This is a genomic window from Kitasatospora sp. NPDC093102, assembly GCF_040683915.1.
Classification (GTDB): Bacteria; Actinomycetota; Actinomycetes; order Streptomycetales; family Streptomycetaceae; genus Kitasatospora.
The window spans coordinates 20,647-38,224 of sequence record NZ_JBFBFA010000003.1; the positions used below are offsets into that span (position 1 = coordinate 20,647).

Here is a 17,578-nt window from a genome sequence, read left to right on the forward strand (position 1 = left end):
GGGTGCTCCTCGTAGGTGCTGGGGCTGTGCTGAGGGTGTGAGTCGTCAGCAGGGGGTGGTGGTGATATCGGTCTCAACTACAAAGCAACGCCCGCTCCCGTACCATCCGGTGCGGAAGGGGCGAAACCACGAGCCTAACAAGTCCTGCTGACAAGCGGGAGAGGCGTTGGCGCGCCATTGACGGTGGCGTGACGCCGGGGTGTACGGCAACGGAGTGCGGGACCCTCTACGGATGCCCGCTCTCCGGATCGAATATGCGCGCTACGGGAGACGGGTGCGCCGCTCGGGGCGCACGCGGCCCAGCGAGGGTGCGCGCTGTTCGGGTGCGCGCTACTTGGCCGGGGTGCAGCCGAGCAGCTCGGCGGTGGTGCCGCGCGAGGTGGTGCGCAGGGTGACCACCGCGTCGTAGCTGGAGCCGGCCGCCGGGACCGGGAAGTCGGCCACCCCGACCGTCCCGTGGTCGTCGCCCTGCGAGCGGACCGTGCAGGTGCCGGCCTGCCCGTCGCTCTTGCGCACGGTGAGGTGCAGCTGGACCTCGGAGTCGGAGAGCACCTGGAAGGTCGGCACCGAGCCGTTGATCTTCGACTCGCGCAGCAGGTAGGAGCCGCCCAGCCAGGCGATCAGGCCCAGGCCGAGCACGCCGCAGACCGCGCCGATCACCTTCAGGCGGCGGTCCGAGTCGCGGTCGCCGCCGCGGCCGTAGCGCCCCTCGGGCAGACCGGTGGCGGTGGTGTCTGCACTCATCGGACTCCGTCCTCTCCTGGGGGAGGGGCCGCGCGGGTGGTGCGGGGGAATGCGACGCTCCTCCAGTCCGTCACTATAGGAGGGGCACGCCCGCGGCCGGTCCGGCGGGGGCAGGGCTCGGCCGCGCCGGCGACGTTCCGCGGCCCGGCCCCGCGGCGACGCGGTCCCGAAGTGAGCGGTTCGTACGGTGGGCAGACCCGGACTTCGCGGAACGCCCGACGAGTGTGGAAGGAACGCAAGGCGTTGACTGAGCAGTTGCGACTGATGGCGGTGCACGCCCACCCGGACGACGAGTCCAGCAAGGGCGCGGCCACCATGGCCATGTACGTCGAGCAGGGCGTGGACGTGCTGGTGGCCACCTGCACGGGGGGCGAGCGCGGGTCGGTCCTCAACCCCAAGCTCCAGGGGGACCCGTACATCGAGGAGAACATCCACGAGGTGCGCCGCAAGGAGATGGACGAGGCGCGGGCGATCCTCGGCGTCGAGCAGGCCTGGCTGGGCTTCGTGGACTCCGGCCTGCCCGAGGGGGACCCGCTGCCCCCGCTGCCCGAGGGCTGCTTCGCCCTCCAGGACGTCAAGGAGGCGGCGGAGCCGCTGGTCCGGCTGATCCGCGAGTTCAAGCCGCAGGTCATCACGACCTACGACGAGAACGGCGGCTACCCGCACCCGGACCACATCATGACCCACAAGATCACCATGCTGGCCTTCGACGCCGCGGGCGACCCGGACGCCTACCCGGAGGCCGGCGAGCCCTGGCAGCCGCTCAAGCTCTACTACAACCACGGCTTCCCGATGGGCCGCATCCGGGCCCTGCACGAGTACCTCACCGAGCACGGCCACGAGTCGCCGTACGGCGAGTGGATCGAGGGCTGGGAGAAGAGCGGCCGCAAGGAGCGCGAGATCACCACCCGGGTCCGCTGCGGCGACTGGTTCGAGACCCGTGACCGCGCGCTGATCGCCCACGCGACCCAGATCGACCCGGACGGCCCGTGGTTCCGCGTCCCGCTGGACGTCCAGCGGGAGGTCTGGCCCACCGAGGACTACGAGCTCGCCCGTACCCTGGTCGACGTGGACCTGCCGGAGGACGACCTGTTCGCCGGCCTGCGCACCCCCACCCTGGCGGTCGAGGCCGCCGACACGCGCGACTGAACCACCCCCCGATGGCCCGGCTCCCCGTGAGCCGGGCCACCATAGAGATATGAGTGCCTCCGTGAACCTCGTCCACCTCGCCGCTGACCTCGCCGTCGACGACGCCAAGGTCACCCCCGGCCTCCTCGGCTTCGTCGTCTTCGCCGCCCTCGGCGTCGCGACCTGGTTCCTGGCCAAGTCGATGAACCGGCAGTTCAAGAAGGTCGACTTCGTCGAGCAGCCGGAGGCCCCGAAGGAGTGAGCCGCCGGCCCCGCCCGCGGTGACCACCAGGCTCCGGCCGCACCGCCGACGGCCTCCTCGGTCCGACCCCGGGGCCGGCTACCGGTCCCGACCGGCCTGACCTGCCGCGCGCCGACCGCCGGATGCGCGAGGATGGGAGCATGCCGAACCGTCTCGCGGACGCGACCTCGCCGTACCTGCTCCAGCACGCCGACAACCCCGTGGACTGGTGGCCGTGGGGGGTGGAGGCCTTCGACGAGGCTCGGCGGCGGGGCGTGCCGGTGCTGCTGTCGGTCGGCTACTCGGCTTGCCACTGGTGCCACGTCATGGCGCACGAGAGCTTCGAGGACGCCGGGCTCGCCGAGTACCTCAACGAGCGGTTCGTCGCCGTCAAGGTGGACCGGGAGGAGCGGCCGGACGTCGACGCCGTGTACATGGAGGCGGTGCAGGCCGCGACCGGGCAGGGCGGGTGGCCGATGACGGTGTTCCTCACCCCCGACAAGGAGCCGTTCTACTTCGGCACCTACTTCCCGCCGCAGCCCCGGCACGGGATGCCGTCCTTCCGGCAGGTGCTGGAGGGCGTCGACGCCGCCTGGCGGGACCGGCGGGAGGAGGTCGGCCAGGTCGCCGGACGGATCCGGGCCGACCTGGCGGAACGGGCCGCCGTCTACTCGGCCGGTGCCCACAACCCGCCCGGAGAGGCGGATCTGCACCAGGCGCTGGTGACGCTCAGCCGGGACTTCGACCAGAGCCGCGGCGGCTTCGGCGGTGCGCCCAAGTTCCCGCCGGCCATGGTGCTGGAGTTCCTGCTGCGCCACCACGCCCGGACCGGCTCGGAGGCGGCGCTGGAGATGGCCGTCCGCACCGGTGAGGCGATGGCCCGCGGCGGCATCCACGACCAGCTCGGCGGCGGCTTCGCCCGGTACGCGGTGGACGCCGGCTGGGTGGTGCCGCACTTCGAGAAGATGCTGTACGACAACGCCCTGCTGCTGCGGGCCTACCTGCACCTGTGGCGGTCCACCGGATCGGACCTGGCCCGCCGGGTCGCACTGTCCACGGCGGACTTCCTGCTGCGCGAACTCCGCACGCCCGAGGGCGCGTTCGCCTCGGCGCTGGACGCCGACAGCCTGGACGAGGAGACCGGGCAGTCTGCCGAGGGTGCCCACTACGTGTGGGAGCCCGGGCAGTTGGTCGACCTGCTCGGCCCCGCCGACGCGGCCACCGCCGCCCGGCTGTTCACCGTCACTGCCGAGGGCACCTTCGAACACGGCACCTCGGTGCTCCAACTCCTCGCCGAACCCGAGGACTTCGCCGAGTACGAGACGATCCGGGCGCGGATGGCCGAGGCCCGGGCGGCCCGCCCCGCCCCGGCCCGGGACGACAAGGTGGTCGCCGCCTGGAACGGCCTCGCCGTCGCCGCGCTCGCCGAGACCGGTGCGCTGCTGGACCGCCCCGACCTGGTCGAGGCCGCCGAACGCGCAGCCGACCTGCTGCTCGCCGTCCACCTCACTGCGGACGGCCGGCTGCTGCGCACCTCCCGGGACGGCCGGGCCGGAACCAACGCCGGTGTGCTGGAGGACTACGCGGACACCGCCGAGGGCTTCCTCGCGCTGTACGCCGTCACCGGCGAGGCCTCCTGGCTCCAGCTGGCGGGCGGCCTGCTCGACACCGTGCTCAAGCACTTCACCGACGAGGCCTCCGGCGCGCTCTACGACACCGCCGATGACGCCGAGGAACTGATCCGCCGCCCGCAGGACCCGACCGACAACGCCACCCCGTCCGGCTGGACGGCCGCCGCCGGCGCCCTGCTCACGTACGCCGCGTACACCGGTTCCGACCGGCACCGCACGGCCGCCGAGCGGGCCCTCGGCGTGGTCGGCGCGCTCGCCGGCCGGGCGCCGCGGTTCATCGGCTGGGGCCTCGCCGTCGCCGAGGCGCTGCTCGACGGGCCGCGCGAGGTCGCCGTGGTCGGCCCGGACGGCGACCCGGCCACCGCGGCGCTGCGGCGGGCCGCGCTGCTCGGGACGGCGCCCGGGACGGTGGTCGCGGTCGGCACGCCCGGAGGGACCGAGGTGCCGCTGCTGGCCGACCGGCCGCTGGTCGGCGGGGCGCCCGCGGCGTACGTCTGCCGGCACTTCGCCTGCGACGCACCGACCACCGACCCGGCGGCACTGGCCGAGAAGCTGGGCGTGGCGGTCGCATAGCGGGCGTCCCGGCGGCGGCCGGATAATCGTTGGCGGACGCGTCCGGTGCCGGTCCACCATGGGCCATGACCTGGACTTTCAGCACCTCGCTCGACGAGTTCCGGGACGAGGCGGGGGCCTTCCTGGCCGCCCGCCCCGCCGAGAACACCGTCCTGCTCACCATCACGCACCGGCTGACCGAGTCCGGCCCGACCGTGTTCGGCGAACCGCCGGTCTTCGGCTGGTGGCGGGCCGAGGAGGGCGGACCGGTCGCGGGCGCCTTCCTCCGGACACCGCCGTTCGACCCCCGGCTCTCCTTCATGCCGCCGGCCGCGGCTGCCGAGCTGGCGGTCGGCCTGGCCGCCGCCGGAACCGGGTTCACCACGGTGACCGGGGTCGGCGGCGGATCCGAAGCGGTCCGCGCCTTCGCCGACGCCTGGACGGCGGCCACCGGTACCGAGCAGTCCGTCCGCTTCGACGAACGGCTCTACCGGCTCGGCGAGTTGGCCGACCCGCCGCGCCCGCCCGCAGGCCGTCACCGGCTGGCCGGACCGGCCGACCGCGAACTGGCGATCCGCTGGTACGAGGAGTTCCTGGTCGAGGCCGAGGTCGAACTCCCCGACGTCCCGCGGGCGGTGGACGAGCGGATCGCGAACGGCTGCCTGCACCTGTGGGAGGACGACGGCCGGCCGGTCGCCCTGGCGGGCAGCAGCCCGATCCTCGTCGGCATGTCCCGCATCGGCCCGGTCTACACCCCCGCCGGGAGCCGCGGGCACGGCTACGGCACCGCCGTCACCGCCGCCGCCTCGGCCCACGTCCTCGCCCGCGGCGCCACCGAGGTCCTGCTCTACACCAACCTCGCCAACCCGACCAGCAACTCCATCTACCAGCAGATCGGCTACCTGCCGGTGGAGGACTCCCTGATCGTGGACTTCCGTACCCGCTAGCGGAGCCGCGGGGCCGTCAAGCGTCCTTGACCGGATGCACACCGGCCACCTTCGTCCCGAAGGGGTCGGTGGCGGCGGCCGTGGCCGGCGCCGGCAGGTGATCGGCGTTCTGGTACGTCTGTGCGCAGGTGATCAGGTTGCCGCCGGCCGACTTCATGTCGTTGGCGAGTCCGTCCAGCAGCGACTTCCAGGCGGTGCCGCACCCCTGCAACGCCGGCCCGCTCTGCCACCCCGGCAGGCTCCCCGCGGCCTTGTCGCCCGGCTCCGCGAGCTTCGCCGTCTCGTCCGGAACCTTGCCGGCCACCGTCAGCGCGTTGTTCCCGGCAGCTGTCAACTCGCCTGGTTTTACGGTGAATCCCGGATCCTGGCCCATCGTGTTCCCCCGCCCCGGTGTCGACTGCGGACGCTATGGTAGCTGTGAGTGCCACGGGGGACACAGGGGCGCACAGGGGGGTCGAGAATGGATCTGGCGAGCCTGCGGAACGCCAAGCCGGCGGACTTGTACACGGCGGCGGACGCGTACGACGCGTTGGCCAGGACGTTCCACCAGCACGTTGACGACTGGACGAGCGGGACGACGGACCGGATCCACGGATCCCAGTGGACCGGTCCGTCGGCCAACGCCGCGACCCCCGTGCTGGACGGTCTCACCACCAAGATGCGCGCGGCGATGACCGAGCTCAGTTGCATCGGCAAGGACATCCGCGACTCCGCCGACGCCATCATGCTCGCCCAGGGCAGACTCACCCAGGCGCTGTCCAACGCGCAGGCGAAGGGTTTCTCGGTCAGTGCCACCGGTGCGGTGAGCCGGCCCGATTCGACCAGCCCGTTCCAGGCCACCGACTGGCAGGCCAAGCAGAAGGCGGCCGCCGAGGAGATCAGCAAGCAGATCGGCAAGGCGCTGTCCGACGCCGCCGAGGCCGACAGCAGCCTGACCAGTGCGCTCAACCTGTACGCGGGCCACGCCAGGGACAAGTCCGGCCTGGACGAGAAGACGGCGAGCGCCGACGCGTACATGGAGACGTGGGCCGACGGGGCCAACCCGTGGTGGAAGCGGTACATGCCTGCCAAGGACGCCGCCCCGACGGAGGTCAACTCCTGGTGGAAGGGTCTCGGGCCGCAGGGCCAGCAGTGGTTCCTCAGCCGCCATCCGGACGTGCTCGGGAACCTCGACGGCATTCCGGCGGAGGTCCGGGACCAGGTGAACCGCAAGCAGTTGGACGACCTGATGGATCCCCTCAGGAACAAGAAACCGAGCGAACTCACCTCCGGAGAGAAGAAACTCCTGGACCTCTACGGTCCCATCGACGCGCGCCTCTCCGAGAACAAGGGCGACCTGCCGATCTACCTGCTCGGTCTCGGCACCGAGGGCAAGGGCCGGGCGATCCTCTCCTACGGGAATCCGGACACCGCCACCGACATCTCCGCCTACGTGCCGGGAATCACCACCGACACCCACAGCCTCGGGACGGCGGGCGATGTCCACGACGGCACCAACGAAGCCGAGAACGCCCTGAGCCTCTACCGGGCTGCCGGCAAGAAGGCGCCGGCCGGCCATTCGGTCGCCTCGATCGTGTGGCTCGGCTACGACCCTCCTGGGATGGACCTCGGAGCTGCCTCGACGAGTGCGGGCAAGGACGGAGCACCGGCCTACGCGAAGTTCCTCAGTGGGGTGAGGGCGAGTCACGAGGGAAGTCCGCCGCACGTCACCGCGGTGGGGCACAGCTACGGTTCGTACCTGGTGGGCCAGGCGGTCAAGCTTTCCACCGCCCCCGGGTCGCCCTACGCGCCCCCGGACGACGTGGTCTTCATCGGCAGCCCGGGCGTCGGGGTGGACAAGGCGTCAGACCTCAAGCTGCCGCCCGGACGCGTCTGGGCCGGTGCGGCCGAGAACGACGTGGTCACGCATGCTCCGTCGAAGTTCAGCATCGATCCGGACGAGCGTTGGTACGGACGGGACCCGGCGGGCAAGCGCTTCGGCGCGAACCGCTTCACCGTCGACGAGTGGAGCAGGGGTAACCCCATCGACGCGCACACCAAGTACCTGACGAGCAGAGGAGGTCCCTCGCTGGACAACATCGCGGCCATCGTCACCGGCAGCGGGGACGTCAAGCTCCAGGGCGGGCGGTGAAGCGCCCCCGCAGGGCACTGGGTTGCTCCGTGGCGGTGGTGGCCACGCTGGTCACCGGGGTGGGGCTGTTCTGCAACGGGTACGGGCCGATGGCGCTGAAGGACCGGAACACCCCTCAGCTGAGCCCTCGTGAGGCGAAGGAGCACCTCGACGACACCCTGCGGGCCGCGGTGGCCGCGATCGATCCGCCGCTGGTCTACTTCGGCAGCACCTACGACGTGGAACGCGATCCGGAGCACGCCGACGGGGAGCCGAGCCTGCTGTCCAACGTCAGGACGCGGGCGAGGGTTCGGACGAGGATTGCCCCGGCGCGGGTCCCGGTCCTGGTGGACCAGATGACGCGGCTCTGGGGCGCGGGATGCCGGCGCGACGACAACACCGTCGAACATCAGGCGAAGCACTACACGGATCTGTGGTGTTCCGGGAGTGGTGGAGCGCTGTTCACGCTGTCGGTGGTCAGCTCGACAACCGATCCGGCCGTCGACGTGTATCTGCGAGCGAAGGCGACCCCGGTCCGGTATCAGCCGGAGAAGGACTACGGCGTCGCCTCGGTCACCCCGCCGCTGACCGGACACGAGCCCGCCCCCGACGTCGACGACCCGTACTGGTCGCACTGACGGGGCCGGCCGTCACTCCCAGTCCCAGCGGATCCCCAGGAGGCACGGCCGCAGGGCCGTGGCGACCAGGTGGACGCAGTGGTGGCCGTCGAGGGTGAGTTCCTCGGTCTCGTACGGGGCGTCGCCGGGGGAGTGGAGGGCGAAGCGGTGGCAGCGGACGGGGAGGGTGGCGGGGTGGAAGGCGATCTGGAGGACGTACTGGCCGGCGCCGGCGTTGAAGCCGCGGACGTATTCGCAGCTGGGGTCGGCGGAGGGTGCGTCGTCGAAGCCGTAGCCGAGCAGGTGGGTGTCGCCGGTGCGTAACCGGCGGTCGAGGAGGAGTTCGGCGGCGAGCAGGTGGTGGGCCTGGTCGCGGCGGATGCGGCCGGGGCGGCAGTTCTCCTCGGCGCGGACGCCGACGCGGGTGATGTCGCTGCCGGGGTCGCCCTGGTAGAGGGCGAGGTAGCGGTCGATGCCGTCGTGGTGGGCACGCAGGGCGTGCTGGGAGTCGCGGCGGGTGAGCCGGCGGTCGGGGCCGACCCGGATGCGTTCGATGTGGGTGATGGTGTGCAGCCCGGTGTCGCGCGGGCCGGCGAGGTGGGCGAGCAGGCCGTCGACGGCCACGGCCGGGGAGATGAGGTCGCGGTAGGGGCGGACGGCCGGGCCGGCCGGGGTGGGGCCGGCGGCGCGGCGGGGGCCGAGCAGCCGGGTAAGGGAGTGTTCGGGCAGGTCGAGGACCTCTTCCAGGGCGGCGACGGCGCGCAGTGACTCGGCGCGTTCGGGACGGCGGCGGCCCTGTTGCCAGTAACTGAGGCTGGTGAGGCCGACGTTGACGCCGCGCAGCGCGAGGTGGCGGCGGATGCGGTGCAGGGCGAGGCCCCGGACGGAGATCGCGGTGCGCAGGGCGAGGTGGAAGGGGCCGGTGCGCAGGGCGGCGGCGAGGTCGGCTGGGTCGCTCTTGTGGATGGCGGCCTCCTGGGGGCGGGCGGTCCCGGGGGTGGGCGGTCCGGCTCGCGGTGGGCTCGGACGGACCGGCATTTGACCGTGAATATTCACATCGGTGCGGCGGTTTGTCACGGTCCGGGCCCGCTGCGCGGGAGTTTCCCGGGCGGCGTTCACATCCGCGTCGGCCCGTTCACACCTCGGTCCCGGCCCTGCCGATGGCCGTTGACCTGTCCCTGACGAGGCGCGATGCTCGGGGCGCGATCCGGACCGCGCCCCCACCCGGCACTCCGCTCCACTCGTCGTGCAAGGAGGCATTCCCCCATGCCAGTTCCACGGATACGGCTGCGCCGCGCGGTCTCACTGCTCGCCCTCGGCGTGCTGGGCCCGGCGCTCACCGCCGCGGTGGCCGCGCCCGCGATCGCAGCCCCGGCCCCGATCCAGGTCCAGTCCCAGACCCAGGACCGGGCCGCGCACCAGGTCCGCCAGGCCGCCGCGCCCGGCAGCACGGCCGATCTGGCCGGCACCTACAAGAAGCTCAACATCACCATGCAGCAGCAACAGCAGACCAACTGGTGCTGGGCGGCGAGCGGGAACACCATCGCCACCTGGTTCGGCTACAACTACAGCCAGAACCAGTTCTGCAACGCCGCGTTCGGCCGCGCCGTCAACTCCAGCTGCCCCAACAGCCAGGCCACACTGGGCGATGTGCAGAACGGGCTGAACTGGGTCGGCATCAGCCCGGGCTCGTACGTCAACGGGTACCTCGCCTACGGCACCGTGCAGTCCGAGGTGAACGCCAACCGCCCGATCGAGACGCGCATCCAGTGGAGCTCGGGCGGCGGCCACATGCACGTCCTGTACGGCTACGACACCGGGAGCAACTGGGTCTACTGGGGCGACCCGTGGCCCTCCAACTACCGCTACAACTGGGCGGACTACTGGTACTACGTGAACAACGACACGTTCTCGTGGACCCACTCCCTGTACCGGATCGGCGCGTGAGGGCGGCCATGACCGAGATCAAGAGCCGCCGTCGGGCCGCCGCCGCCCTGTTCACCGCCGGTCTCGCGCTGGCGCTCGCCCCGGGCGCGCACGCCGCCGAGCCGGCCGCGGCTGCCCCGGCGGGCGCCGCCCCGGCCCCGGTGCCCGCCGCTGAGCTGGCGCAGGCCCGCAGCGCGGTCCAGGACCCGGCCGTCCTGGACAAGGTCGGCCACTTCTTCGCCCGCAAGGGTGTCCCGCCGACCCAGCAGCTGACCATCGGCGCCGCCGAGGAGGCACGGGCGGCGAGCGCGGCCGGACCGCGGCTGGCCGGCGACACCGTGCCGGTGTACCTGCTGGATCCGGGCTTCGTGGCCGGCACCCCGGGCGCACCGGTGGCGAAGGCCGAGTTCACCGCCAGCACCGTGGTCGCGGCGGACGGGCAGACCGCCTCGGTCTGGACAGTCCGGCAGGGCGGGGCCTGGAAGGTGGTCAACATCGCCTCGGGCGGTGACGAGAGCGACTACGCGGCGAAGGCGGCGGGCAGCGGCGGTGGCACCGCCTTCCGCGAGCCGCAGGTCAACGCCTGGTACGTGCTGCGCGACGGCCGGGTGCTGCCGTTGGACGAGGAGGCCCGGCGCTCGGTGGGCGCGGGCGGGGTCACGCTGGCCGCGTACCAGCAGCTGGTGCACCAGCGGTACGGGGACAAGCTGCCCGGCTCGGCGTACGACCGGGCGGGCGAGGGCGGCGGCTACCAGGTGGACGCCGCGCCGCGCTCCGCAGCCGTGGCGGAGGCCGCGGGCGGCGGTTCGGCGCTGCCGGCGGTGACGGCGGCGGCCGCCCTGGGGGCCACCGCGCTGGCGGGCGCGGGTGCCGTGCTGCGGCGCAGGTCGGGTGTCCGCCGCGGCTGACGGCGGGCGGGGCCCGGCCGGGCCCCGCTGCCCGCACGCGTCATGACGGGAGCCCACCCCCGGGGGAGCGAATCCCACCCCGGGGGAGGAAATCCCGCTTCCGCACGGAGCGGACCTCACACCCCGGCGAAGCCGCTCCCCAACAGCGCGAAGGTCTGATCGATCAGGGAAGCGATGTCCTCCCGCCCCCCGCCCGCGGCCCATTGGAGGAGGGCTTCGGCGGTGGCCGCGGCGATGGCGGCCGCGGTCACTCTCATCTCGTACGTGGGCTCCTCGATGCCGGCCCGCCGGGTGAGCACGGTGAGGAAGAGCTCCTGCGGGTTGTTGTCGCTCCGGTGCAGTGCGGCGCGCAGCGCGGGGACCTCGGTGATCAGCCGCATCCGGGTGAACAGTTCCTCGCGCTCGTGCTGGAGCAGCTCGTGGATCAGGCCGGCCATGGCTTCCCGGCAGGACTCCAGGAAGGGCTCGTCGGCGGGCCGCTCCAGCAGGGCGGCGATCACCGCCGGGTCGTACTCGTCGGAGAGGACCAGGTCCTCCTTGGTGGCGAAGTAGCGGAAGAAGGTGGACGGCGAGACCTCGGCGGCGGCGGCGATCTGCTCCACCGTGGTGTTGTCGTAGCCCTGCTCGGAGATCAGCCGGTACGCCTCGCGGCGGATGGTCTGGCGGGTCTTCAGCTTCTTGCGCTCGCGCAGCGACAGCGGCGCCTCCAGTTTCGCCTGGACCGGGTTGGTCGGGGCGTCCGGGAGGGGCGCGGTCGGCTGCGGGGGAGTCATGCCCCGATTATCCGTGATCTCCGGCGCCGGCCGGGGTGTCCGCGGGCATCCGGGCCGCGACCAGCACCGCCGAGACCACCGCGACCAGCCCGGAGACCAGCAGCACCACCCCCATCCCGTGCACGTACGCGGCGTGCGCGGAGGCGCTGAGCGCCGGCCCGCCGCCGGCCCGGGCGACGGCGTCGGCGGCGACCACCGACTCGCCGGCCAGGTGCGCCGCCTCGGCCGGCAGCCCGCCGGTGTCCAGCGCACCGCGGTACGCCCCGGACAGCAGGCTTCCGAAGGCGGCGATCCCGATCGCACCGCCGACCTGCCGCAGGGTCTGCAGCAGTCCCGAGCCGACCCCGGCCCGGGCCGGCGGCAGCGTGACCAGGGCGGAGGACTGCGCGGTGATCAGCGACAGCCCCATGCCGACGCCGAGCACGCTGAGCCAGACCGCGGCCCGCCCGTAGCCGTCGCCGACGCCGGTACGGCTGCCGAACAGCAGCGCGGCGGCGAGCAGGGCCAGGCCGAGGGTGATCACCGTACGGGCGCCGAGCCGGTCGACCAGGCGCTCGGTGGCCTTGGCGGCGACCAGCAGCCCGAGCATCATCGGCATCAGCCGCAGCCCGCTGCCCAGGGCGTCCGCGCCGAGCACGCTCTGGAAGTAGAGCGGCAGGACGAAGAAGGCGCCGAACAGGACGAGCGAGATCAGCGTGGCGGCGACGGAGGACCAGCGGAAGGTGCGGTCGGCGAGCAGCCCGAGGTCGAGCATCGGGTCGCGCTGCCGGCGGCTGCGCAGCACCAGCGCGGTGAGGGCGAGCAGTGAGCCGGCCAGCGTGCCGCCAACCCGCGACGCCAACCCGCGACGCCAATCCGCGCCGTCGAACCCGCGCCGTCAATCCGTCGGTGCGATCGAATGGCTACGCTCCGTAATGTGTCCTGGAAGTGCTGCTTCCGCACAAGGAATTGACGCAACGTTGATCTGTCGTTCGCCGCCCCGGGGCAGTTGGCCATGACTGTCGGTAGATACGATGTGGCAATCGGTCAGTGCTGGCCGACGCGTGCCGAGAGCGGAGAAGGGGTGGGGCGGCAGGAGCCGACCACGAGCCCGGCACCGGGAAAGGGGACCGAAGTGGCCGACGCGGACGACAAGCAGGCGAGCACCCAGGTGTGGGGTTCGGCGGTGGTGGTGGGCTCTGCGCTGGCCGTGGTCGCGGCCTATCTGATCAACGGCGCCCCGCTGGTCCTGGCGGTCGCCGGGGTCGAGACCCTGCTGCTCATGGTCTACGTCGCCCGCCGCTGGCGCGCGCTGCACGGCGGTCCGGCCCCGGTCCGGCACCGCCTGCGCCGGGGCATCCCGGACGCCGCGCACTGCGAGCGCTGCCGCCGGGCCCGCGAGGCGCTGGACGCCCGGCAGGAGCGGGCCCGCTCGGCCGGTGCGGTGCGGCGGCCCGGGGCTGTGGTGCTCCCGACGGCTGCCGGGTCGCCGCGCGAGCCGTACCCGGGGTCGGACGAGTCCTGTCGGGAGTCGCACGGGGAGCGGCACCACGCGTACGGCGAGCATCACCACGCGCACGGGCTGCCGCAGGACCCGGCCCCGCACTCGGAGCCCGGCGCCGCCGACCACCCGGCCTACCCGCGCCGCCCGCAGATCCGGGCCCCGTACGAGCGGCCCTGGACGGCGGAACGGGCGGCCGCCCGGTCCGTGGACCGTTCGACCGCCCGTCGGGGTGCGCCGGGATCAGCCGGCCGTGCTGTACGCCACCAGTGAGACGCCGACGTACTGGACGATGAACGCCCCCAGGGTGAAGGCGTGGAACACCTCGTGGAACCCGAACCAGCGCGGTGAGGGGTTGGGCCGCTTGAGCCCGTACACTACGCCGCCGATGCTGTAGAGCACCCCGCCGACGATCATCAGCACCAGGACGGCGACCCCGCCGGTGCGCAGGAAGTCCGGCAGGAAGAAGGCGGCCGCCCAGCCCAGCGCGAGGTACACCGGCGTGTACAGCCAGCGCGGCGCGCCGACCCAGAACACCCGGAACGCGATCCCGGCCAGCGCGCCGCCCCAGACCGCCCAGAGCAGCAGCTGCTGGTCGGCGCCCTTGAGCAGCAGCATCGTGAACGGCGTGTAGGTGCCCGCGATGATCAGGAAGATGTTCGCGTGGTCCAGCCGGCGCAGCACGGCGTCCCCGCGCGGGCCCCAGTCGAAGCGGTGGTACACCGCGCTGACCCCGAACAGCAGCCAGGCGCTGACCGAGTAGATCGCGCAGGCGATCTTGGCGGGCGTGGAGTCGGCCAGGCAGATCAGCACGATGCCGGCGGCCACCGTGGCGGGGAACATCCCGGCGTGCAGCCAGCCGCGCCACTTCGGCTTGCTCTCCGTGAGTGCACTCTCCGCGAGCGCAGCAGCAGTCATGCGCAGCATGCTACCCGTTACCTACGGATCCGTAGGTTACTCGCGCGTAGGAAGTGGCGATCGTCACTGTTGGACGTTTTGGAGTATTTGGAGTGTGGCGCCGCGCACTCCGTCGGGGGTGCGACTGGCTTATTACTGCACGGTAATCATACTTGTTGTAGTAAAAGATGCGTCAATTTCGACGCTTCGCTGCGTTCCGGCCTTGAGTCCGGAGCTACGCTGCAAGCACCCTCAGACCCCCGCGACGCCATCTCCTCGCCGAGATGGCGTGAAACGGAGCGATCGTGTCGTACGAGATCTCTGCTCTCAGCGCATCCGCGCCCACCCGCCACAAGCAGCTGCTCGCTTGGGTGAGCGAGATCGCCGAGCTCACCCGGCCGGACCGCATCGAGTGGTGCGACGGTTCCGACGAGGAGTACCAGCGCCTCGCGGACCTGCTGGTGGCTCAGGGCACCTTCAAGAAGCTCAACGAGGAGAAGCGCCCGAACTCCTACTACGCCGCCTCGGACCCCACGGACGTGGCACGCGTGGAGGACCGCACCTTCATCTGCTCCGAGCAGGAGAAGGACGCCGGACCGACCAACAACTGGAAGGCCCCCGCCGAGATGCGCGAGGTCTTCCAGGGCGAGCAGGGCCTCTTCCGCGGTGCGATGAAGGGCCGCACGATGTACGTCGTGCCCTTCTCGATGGGCCCGGTCGGCTCCCCGCTGGCCGCGTACGGCGTCGAGATCACCGACTCCGCCTACGTTGCCGTCTCCATGCGCGTGATGACCCGCATGGGCCAGGCCGTGCTGGACCAGCTCGGCGAGGACGGCGACTTCGTCAAGGCCGTGCACACCGTCGGCGCCCCGCTCGCCGAGGGCGAGGCGGACGTGCCGTGGCCGTGCAACAGCACCAAGTACATCTCGCACTTCCCGGAGACCAAGGAGATCTGGTCCTTCGGTTCGGGCTACGGCGGCAACGCCCTGCTCGGCAAGAAGTGCTACGCGCTGCGCATCGCCTCGACCATGGCCCGCGACGAGGGCTGGCTGGCCGAGCACATGCTCATCCTGAAGCTCACCCCGCCGAGCGGCGAGGCCAAGTACGTCGCGGCCGCCTTCCCCTCGGCCTGCGGCAAGACCAACCTGGCCATGCTCCAGCCGACGGTCCCGGGCTGGAAGGTCGAGACGATCGGCGACGACATCGCCTGGATGCGCTTCGGCGCCGACGGCCGCCTGTACGCCATCAACCCCGAGGCCGGCTTCTTCGGCGTCGCCCCCGGTACCGGCGTGGACACCAACGCCAACGCCATCGAAACCCTGTGGGGCAACACCGTCTTCACCAACGTCGCCCTCACCGACGACGGTGACGTGTGGTGGGAGGGCCTCACCGAGGAGCCCCCGGCGCACCTGACCGACTGGCGCGGCAACGACTGGACCCCCGAGTCCGGCACCCCGGCCGCCCACCCGAACGCCCGCTTCGCCGTCCCGGCCGCGCAGTGCCCGACCATCGCCCCGGAGTGGGAGGACCAGGCGGGCGTGCCGATCTCGGCGATCCTGTTCGGCGGCCGCCGCGCCACCGCCGTCCCGCTGGTGACCGAGTCCTTCGACTGGCAGCACGGCGTCTTCCTCGGCGCCAACATCGCCTCTGAGAAGACCGCCGCCGCCGAGGGCACCGTCGGCGAGCTGCGTCGCGACCCGTTCGCGATGCTGCCGTTCTGCGGCTACAACATGGGTGACTACTTCGCCCACTGGCTGAAGGTCGGCGCCCAGGCGGACGCCGCCAAGCTGCCGAAGATCTACTACGTCAACTGGTTCCGCAAGGACGCCGAGGGCAAGTTCGTCTGGCCCGGCTACGGCGAGAACAGTCGCGTGCTCAAGTGGATCGTCGAGCGCCTGGAGGGCACCGGCGAGGGCGTCGAGACCCCGATCGGCGTGCTGCCGACCGTCGAGGGCTTCGACCTCGGCGACCTGGACCTCTCCAAGGAGGACCTCGACCTGCTCTTCACCGTGGACGCCGACATCTGGCGCCAGGAGGCCGCCCTCGTGCCGGCCCACCTGGAGACCTTCGGCGACCACACCCCGAAGGAGCTGTGGGACGAGTACCGGAGCCTCGTCGCGCGCCTCGGCTGAGCCTGAGCCTCAGCCGGGAGAGAGGCGGGCGCGCGGCACGAACCGCGCGCCCCGCCGAGCGACAGGACGGCCGGAGTTCCGCCGGGCGATTTTCCCCCGACCAAGGAGATCGCCCGGGCCGGGACTCCGGCCGTAGTGTTTTTTTCCGCCCCCTCGGGACGGCCGGCTCCTCACGGCTGCACGTAGCCGCCGAGGAAGTCGCCGATCCGGGTCACCGCGTCGGTGATCTCCTCCGCCCGGGGCAGCGTGACCAGCCGGAAGTGGTCCGGCTCGGGCCAGTTGAAGCCGGTGCCCTGGACCAGCAGGATGCGCTGGGAGCGCAGCAGGTCGAGCACCATCCGGGCGTCGTCCTTGATCTTGTGGACCTTGGGGTCCAGCCGGGGGAAGGCGTACAGCGCGCCCTTGGGCTTGACGCAGCTGACCCCCGGGATCCGGTTCAGCAGCTCGTACGCGGCGTCGCGCGAGGCGTGCAGCCGACCGCCGGGCAGCACCAGGTCGCGGATCGACTGCCGTCCGCCGAGGGCGGCGGCCACCGCGTGCTGCGCGGGCATGTTGGCGCACAGCCGCATCGAGGCGAGCACGGTCAGGCCCTCGATGTAGCTGCGGGCCCGGTGCCGGTCGCCGGACAGCACCATCCAGCCGGAGCGGAAGCCCGCGACCCGGTACGCCTTGGACAGTCCGTTGAAGGTGACGCAGAAGAGGTCCGGGGCCAGGGTGGCCAGCGGGACGTGCTCGGCGTCGTCGTAGAGGATCTTGTCGTAGATCTCGTCCGCGTAGACCACCAGGTCGTGCCGGCGGGCGATCTCCGTGATGCCCTCCAGCACCTCGCGCGGGTAGACCGCGCCGGTCGGGTTGTTCGGGTTGATCACCACGATGGCCCTGGTCCGGTCGGTGACCTTGGCCTCGATGTCGGCGAGGTCCGGGTACCACTCGGACTGCTCGTCGCAGCGGTAGTGCACCGCGGTGCCGCCGGCCAGCGAGACCGAGGCGGTCCACAGCGGGTAGTCCGGGGCCGGGACGAGCACCTCGTCGCCGTCGTCCAGCAGCGCGGTCATGGCCAGCTGGATCAGTTCGGAGACGCCGTTGCCGAGGAAGACGTCCTCGACGGAGAGGCCGTGCAGCCCGCGGTCCTCGTAGTGCATGACCACTGCGCGGCGGGCGGAGAGCAGGCCCTTGGAGTCGCCGTAGCCGTGTGCGTTGGCGAGGTTGCGCAGGACGTCCTGGAGGATCTCCGGGGGCGCCTCGAAACCGAAGGTGGCCGGGTTGCCGGTGTTGAGCTTGAGGATGCGGTGGCCCTGTTCCTCCAGCCGCATCGCCTCGTCGAGCACCGGGCCGCGGATGTCGTAGCAGACATTGGCGAGCTTGCTGGACTGGATGACCTGCATGTCCGCTTACTTTAGGGGTACGGAGGGGCCGTGGGAGGACTCTCCGGAGGGGTGCTTCCGAGGGCCCGAGCGGCTCCCTTGGATCGGCAGGCGGCGGTGGCGGGCGG

General features: G+C 72.1%; 17 protein-coding genes. 10 read left to right on the plus strand and 7 right to left on the minus strand.

What is annotated here, in order from left to right; translation table 11 throughout:
- Positions 1 to 330: 330 nt before the first annotated feature.
- Positions 331 to 744 (minus strand): DUF4307 domain-containing protein, encoded by a 414-nt coding sequence (locus AB0O11_RS05795; protein ID WP_363382118.1) that lies wholly within the window; start codon positions 742 to 744, stop codon positions 331 to 333.
- Between the two features lie 243 nt (positions 745 to 987).
- Between AB0O11_RS05795 and mca the strand changes: the two genes are divergently transcribed.
- From mca to AB0O11_RS05815, 4 genes are all read left to right on the plus strand, one after another.
- On the plus strand, positions 988 to 1,893 hold the full coding sequence (gene mca / locus AB0O11_RS05800) for a mycothiol conjugate amidase Mca (protein ID WP_363382121.1): 906 nt from the start codon (positions 988 to 990) through the stop codon (positions 1,891 to 1,893).
- Positions 1,894 to 1,942: 49 nt separating this feature from the next.
- Positions 1,943 to 2,134: a hypothetical protein gene (locus AB0O11_RS05805; protein ID WP_355255494.1), complete on the plus strand. Its 192-nt coding sequence runs from the start codon at positions 1,943 to 1,945 to the stop codon at positions 2,132 to 2,134.
- A 140-nt stretch (positions 2,135 to 2,274) separates the two neighbouring features.
- Positions 2,275 to 4,317, plus strand: coding sequence for a thioredoxin domain-containing protein (locus AB0O11_RS05810; protein ID WP_363382124.1), 2,043 nt, complete (start codon positions 2,275 to 2,277; stop codon positions 4,315 to 4,317).
- A 65-nt stretch (positions 4,318 to 4,382) separates the two neighbouring features.
- Positions 4,383 to 5,243 carry a GNAT family N-acetyltransferase gene (locus AB0O11_RS05815; protein ID WP_363382127.1) on the plus strand — a complete coding sequence of 287 codons (861 nt, stop codon included), beginning with the start codon at positions 4,383 to 4,385 and terminating at the stop codon, positions 5,241 to 5,243.
- 16 nt (positions 5,244 to 5,259) lie between these two features.
- On the opposite strand, the gene AB0O11_RS05820 is transcribed toward AB0O11_RS05815, so the two are convergent.
- Entirely contained in the window at positions 5,260 to 5,577 is a 318-nt protein-coding gene (locus AB0O11_RS05820) for a hypothetical protein (protein WP_363382130.1), read from the minus strand.
- Positions 5,578 to 5,703: 126 nt separating this feature from the next.
- Here AB0O11_RS05820 and AB0O11_RS05825 point away from each other — a divergent pair, with 126 nt between their 5' ends.
- Entirely contained in the window at positions 5,704 to 7,374 is a 1,671-nt protein-coding gene (locus tag AB0O11_RS05825) for an alpha/beta hydrolase (RefSeq protein ID WP_363382133.1), read from the plus strand.
- 38 nt (positions 7,375 to 7,412) lie between these two features.
- A complete protein-coding gene (locus tag AB0O11_RS05830; RefSeq protein ID WP_363382135.1) occupies positions 7,413 to 7,991 on the plus strand; it encodes a hypothetical protein in 579 nt (192 codons plus the stop codon).
- Between the two features lie 12 nt (positions 7,992 to 8,003).
- Here the strand turns inward: AB0O11_RS05830 and AB0O11_RS05835 are convergent, their stop codons facing one another.
- Positions 8,004 to 9,008: a hypothetical protein gene (locus AB0O11_RS05835; protein WP_363382138.1), complete on the minus strand. Its 1,005-nt coding sequence runs from the start codon at positions 9,006 to 9,008 to the stop codon at positions 8,004 to 8,006.
- Positions 9,009 to 9,236: 228 nt separating this feature from the next.
- On the opposite strand from AB0O11_RS05835, the gene AB0O11_RS05840 reads away from it, so the two are divergent.
- Together AB0O11_RS05840 and AB0O11_RS05845 are read left to right on the plus strand one after the other, a co-directional pair.
- On the plus strand, positions 9,237 to 9,917 hold the full coding sequence (locus AB0O11_RS05840; protein WP_363382141.1) for a papain-like cysteine protease family protein: 681 nt from the start codon (positions 9,237 to 9,239) through the stop codon (positions 9,915 to 9,917).
- An 8-nt stretch (positions 9,918 to 9,925) separates the two neighbouring features.
- The gene (locus AB0O11_RS05845) at positions 9,926 to 10,804 is read left to right on the plus strand and encodes a hypothetical protein (RefSeq protein ID WP_363382144.1); all 879 of its coding nucleotides are present in this window, start codon (positions 9,926 to 9,928) and stop codon (positions 10,802 to 10,804) included.
- Positions 10,805 to 10,920: 116 nt separating this feature from the next.
- Here the strand turns inward: AB0O11_RS05845 and AB0O11_RS05850 are convergent, their stop codons facing one another.
- Both AB0O11_RS05850 and AB0O11_RS05855 read right to left on the minus strand, forming a co-directional pair.
- Complete coding sequence (locus AB0O11_RS05850; protein WP_363382146.1) at positions 10,921 to 11,577, minus strand: TetR family transcriptional regulator; 657 nt, start codon at positions 11,575 to 11,577, stop codon at positions 10,921 to 10,923.
- 7 nt (positions 11,578 to 11,584) lie between these two features.
- A complete protein-coding gene (locus tag AB0O11_RS05855) occupies positions 11,585 to 12,418 on the minus strand; it encodes an MFS transporter (protein ID WP_363382150.1) in 834 nt (277 codons plus the stop codon).
- Positions 12,419 to 12,691: 273 nt separating this feature from the next.
- Between AB0O11_RS05855 and AB0O11_RS05860 the strand changes: the two genes are divergently transcribed.
- Entirely contained in the window at positions 12,692 to 13,330 is a 639-nt protein-coding gene (locus AB0O11_RS05860) for a hypothetical protein (RefSeq protein ID WP_363382153.1), read from the plus strand.
- On the opposite strand, the gene AB0O11_RS05865 is transcribed toward AB0O11_RS05860, so the two are convergent.
- Complete coding sequence (locus AB0O11_RS05865) at positions 13,301 to 13,984, minus strand: hemolysin III family protein (protein WP_363382156.1); 684 nt, start codon at positions 13,982 to 13,984, stop codon at positions 13,301 to 13,303. The two genes, AB0O11_RS05860 and AB0O11_RS05865, sit on opposite strands and share 30 nt — an antisense overlap.
- A 275-nt stretch (positions 13,985 to 14,259) precedes the next feature.
- Between AB0O11_RS05865 and AB0O11_RS05870 the strand changes: the two genes are divergently transcribed.
- Positions 14,260 to 16,086: a phosphoenolpyruvate carboxykinase (GTP) gene (locus AB0O11_RS05870; RefSeq protein ID WP_363382158.1), complete on the plus strand. Its 1,827-nt coding sequence runs from the start codon at positions 14,260 to 14,262 to the stop codon at positions 16,084 to 16,086.
- Between the two features lie 170 nt (positions 16,087 to 16,256).
- On the opposite strand, the gene AB0O11_RS05875 is transcribed toward AB0O11_RS05870, so the two are convergent.
- Positions 16,257 to 17,471, minus strand: a complete 1,215-nt coding sequence (locus AB0O11_RS05875; RefSeq protein WP_363382160.1) for a pyridoxal phosphate-dependent aminotransferase — start codon at positions 17,469 to 17,471, stop codon at positions 16,257 to 16,259.
- Between the last annotated feature and the right edge of the window lie 107 nt (positions 17,472 to 17,578).

Excerpts from the sequence above, each read along its gene's own strand:
- AB0O11_RS05795 (WP_363382118.1), bottom strand. The coding sequence starts at position 744 with ATGAGTGCAGACACCACCGCCACCGGTCTGCCCGAGGGGCGCTACGGC.
- AB0O11_RS05805 (WP_355255494.1), top strand. The coding sequence starts at position 1,943 with ATGAGTGCCTCCGTGAACCTCGTCCACCTCGCCGCTGACCTCGCCGTC.
- AB0O11_RS05810 (WP_363382124.1), top strand. The coding sequence starts at position 2,275 with ATGCCGAACCGTCTCGCGGACGCGACCTCGCCGTACCTGCTCCAGCAC.
- AB0O11_RS05815 (WP_363382127.1), top strand. The coding sequence starts at position 4,383 with ATGACCTGGACTTTCAGCACCTCGCTCGACGAGTTCCGGGACGAGGCG.
- AB0O11_RS05825 (WP_363382133.1), top strand. The coding sequence starts at position 5,704 with ATGGATCTGGCGAGCCTGCGGAACGCCAAGCCGGCGGACTTGTACACG.
- AB0O11_RS05835 (WP_363382138.1), bottom strand. The coding sequence starts at position 9,008 with ATGCCGGTCCGTCCGAGCCCACCGCGAGCCGGACCGCCCACCCCCGGG.
- AB0O11_RS05840 (WP_363382141.1), top strand. The coding sequence starts at position 9,237 with ATGCCAGTTCCACGGATACGGCTGCGCCGCGCGGTCTCACTGCTCGCC.
- AB0O11_RS05845 (WP_363382144.1), top strand. The coding sequence starts at position 9,926 with ATGACCGAGATCAAGAGCCGCCGTCGGGCCGCCGCCGCCCTGTTCACC.
- AB0O11_RS05850 (WP_363382146.1), bottom strand. The coding sequence starts at position 11,577 with ATGACTCCCCCGCAGCCGACCGCGCCCCTCCCGGACGCCCCGACCAAC.
- AB0O11_RS05865 (WP_363382156.1), bottom strand. The coding sequence starts at position 13,984 with ATGCTGCGCATGACTGCTGCTGCGCTCGCGGAGAGTGCACTCACGGAG.
- AB0O11_RS05875 (WP_363382160.1), bottom strand. The coding sequence starts at position 17,471 with ATGCAGGTCATCCAGTCCAGCAAGCTCGCCAATGTCTGCTACGACATC.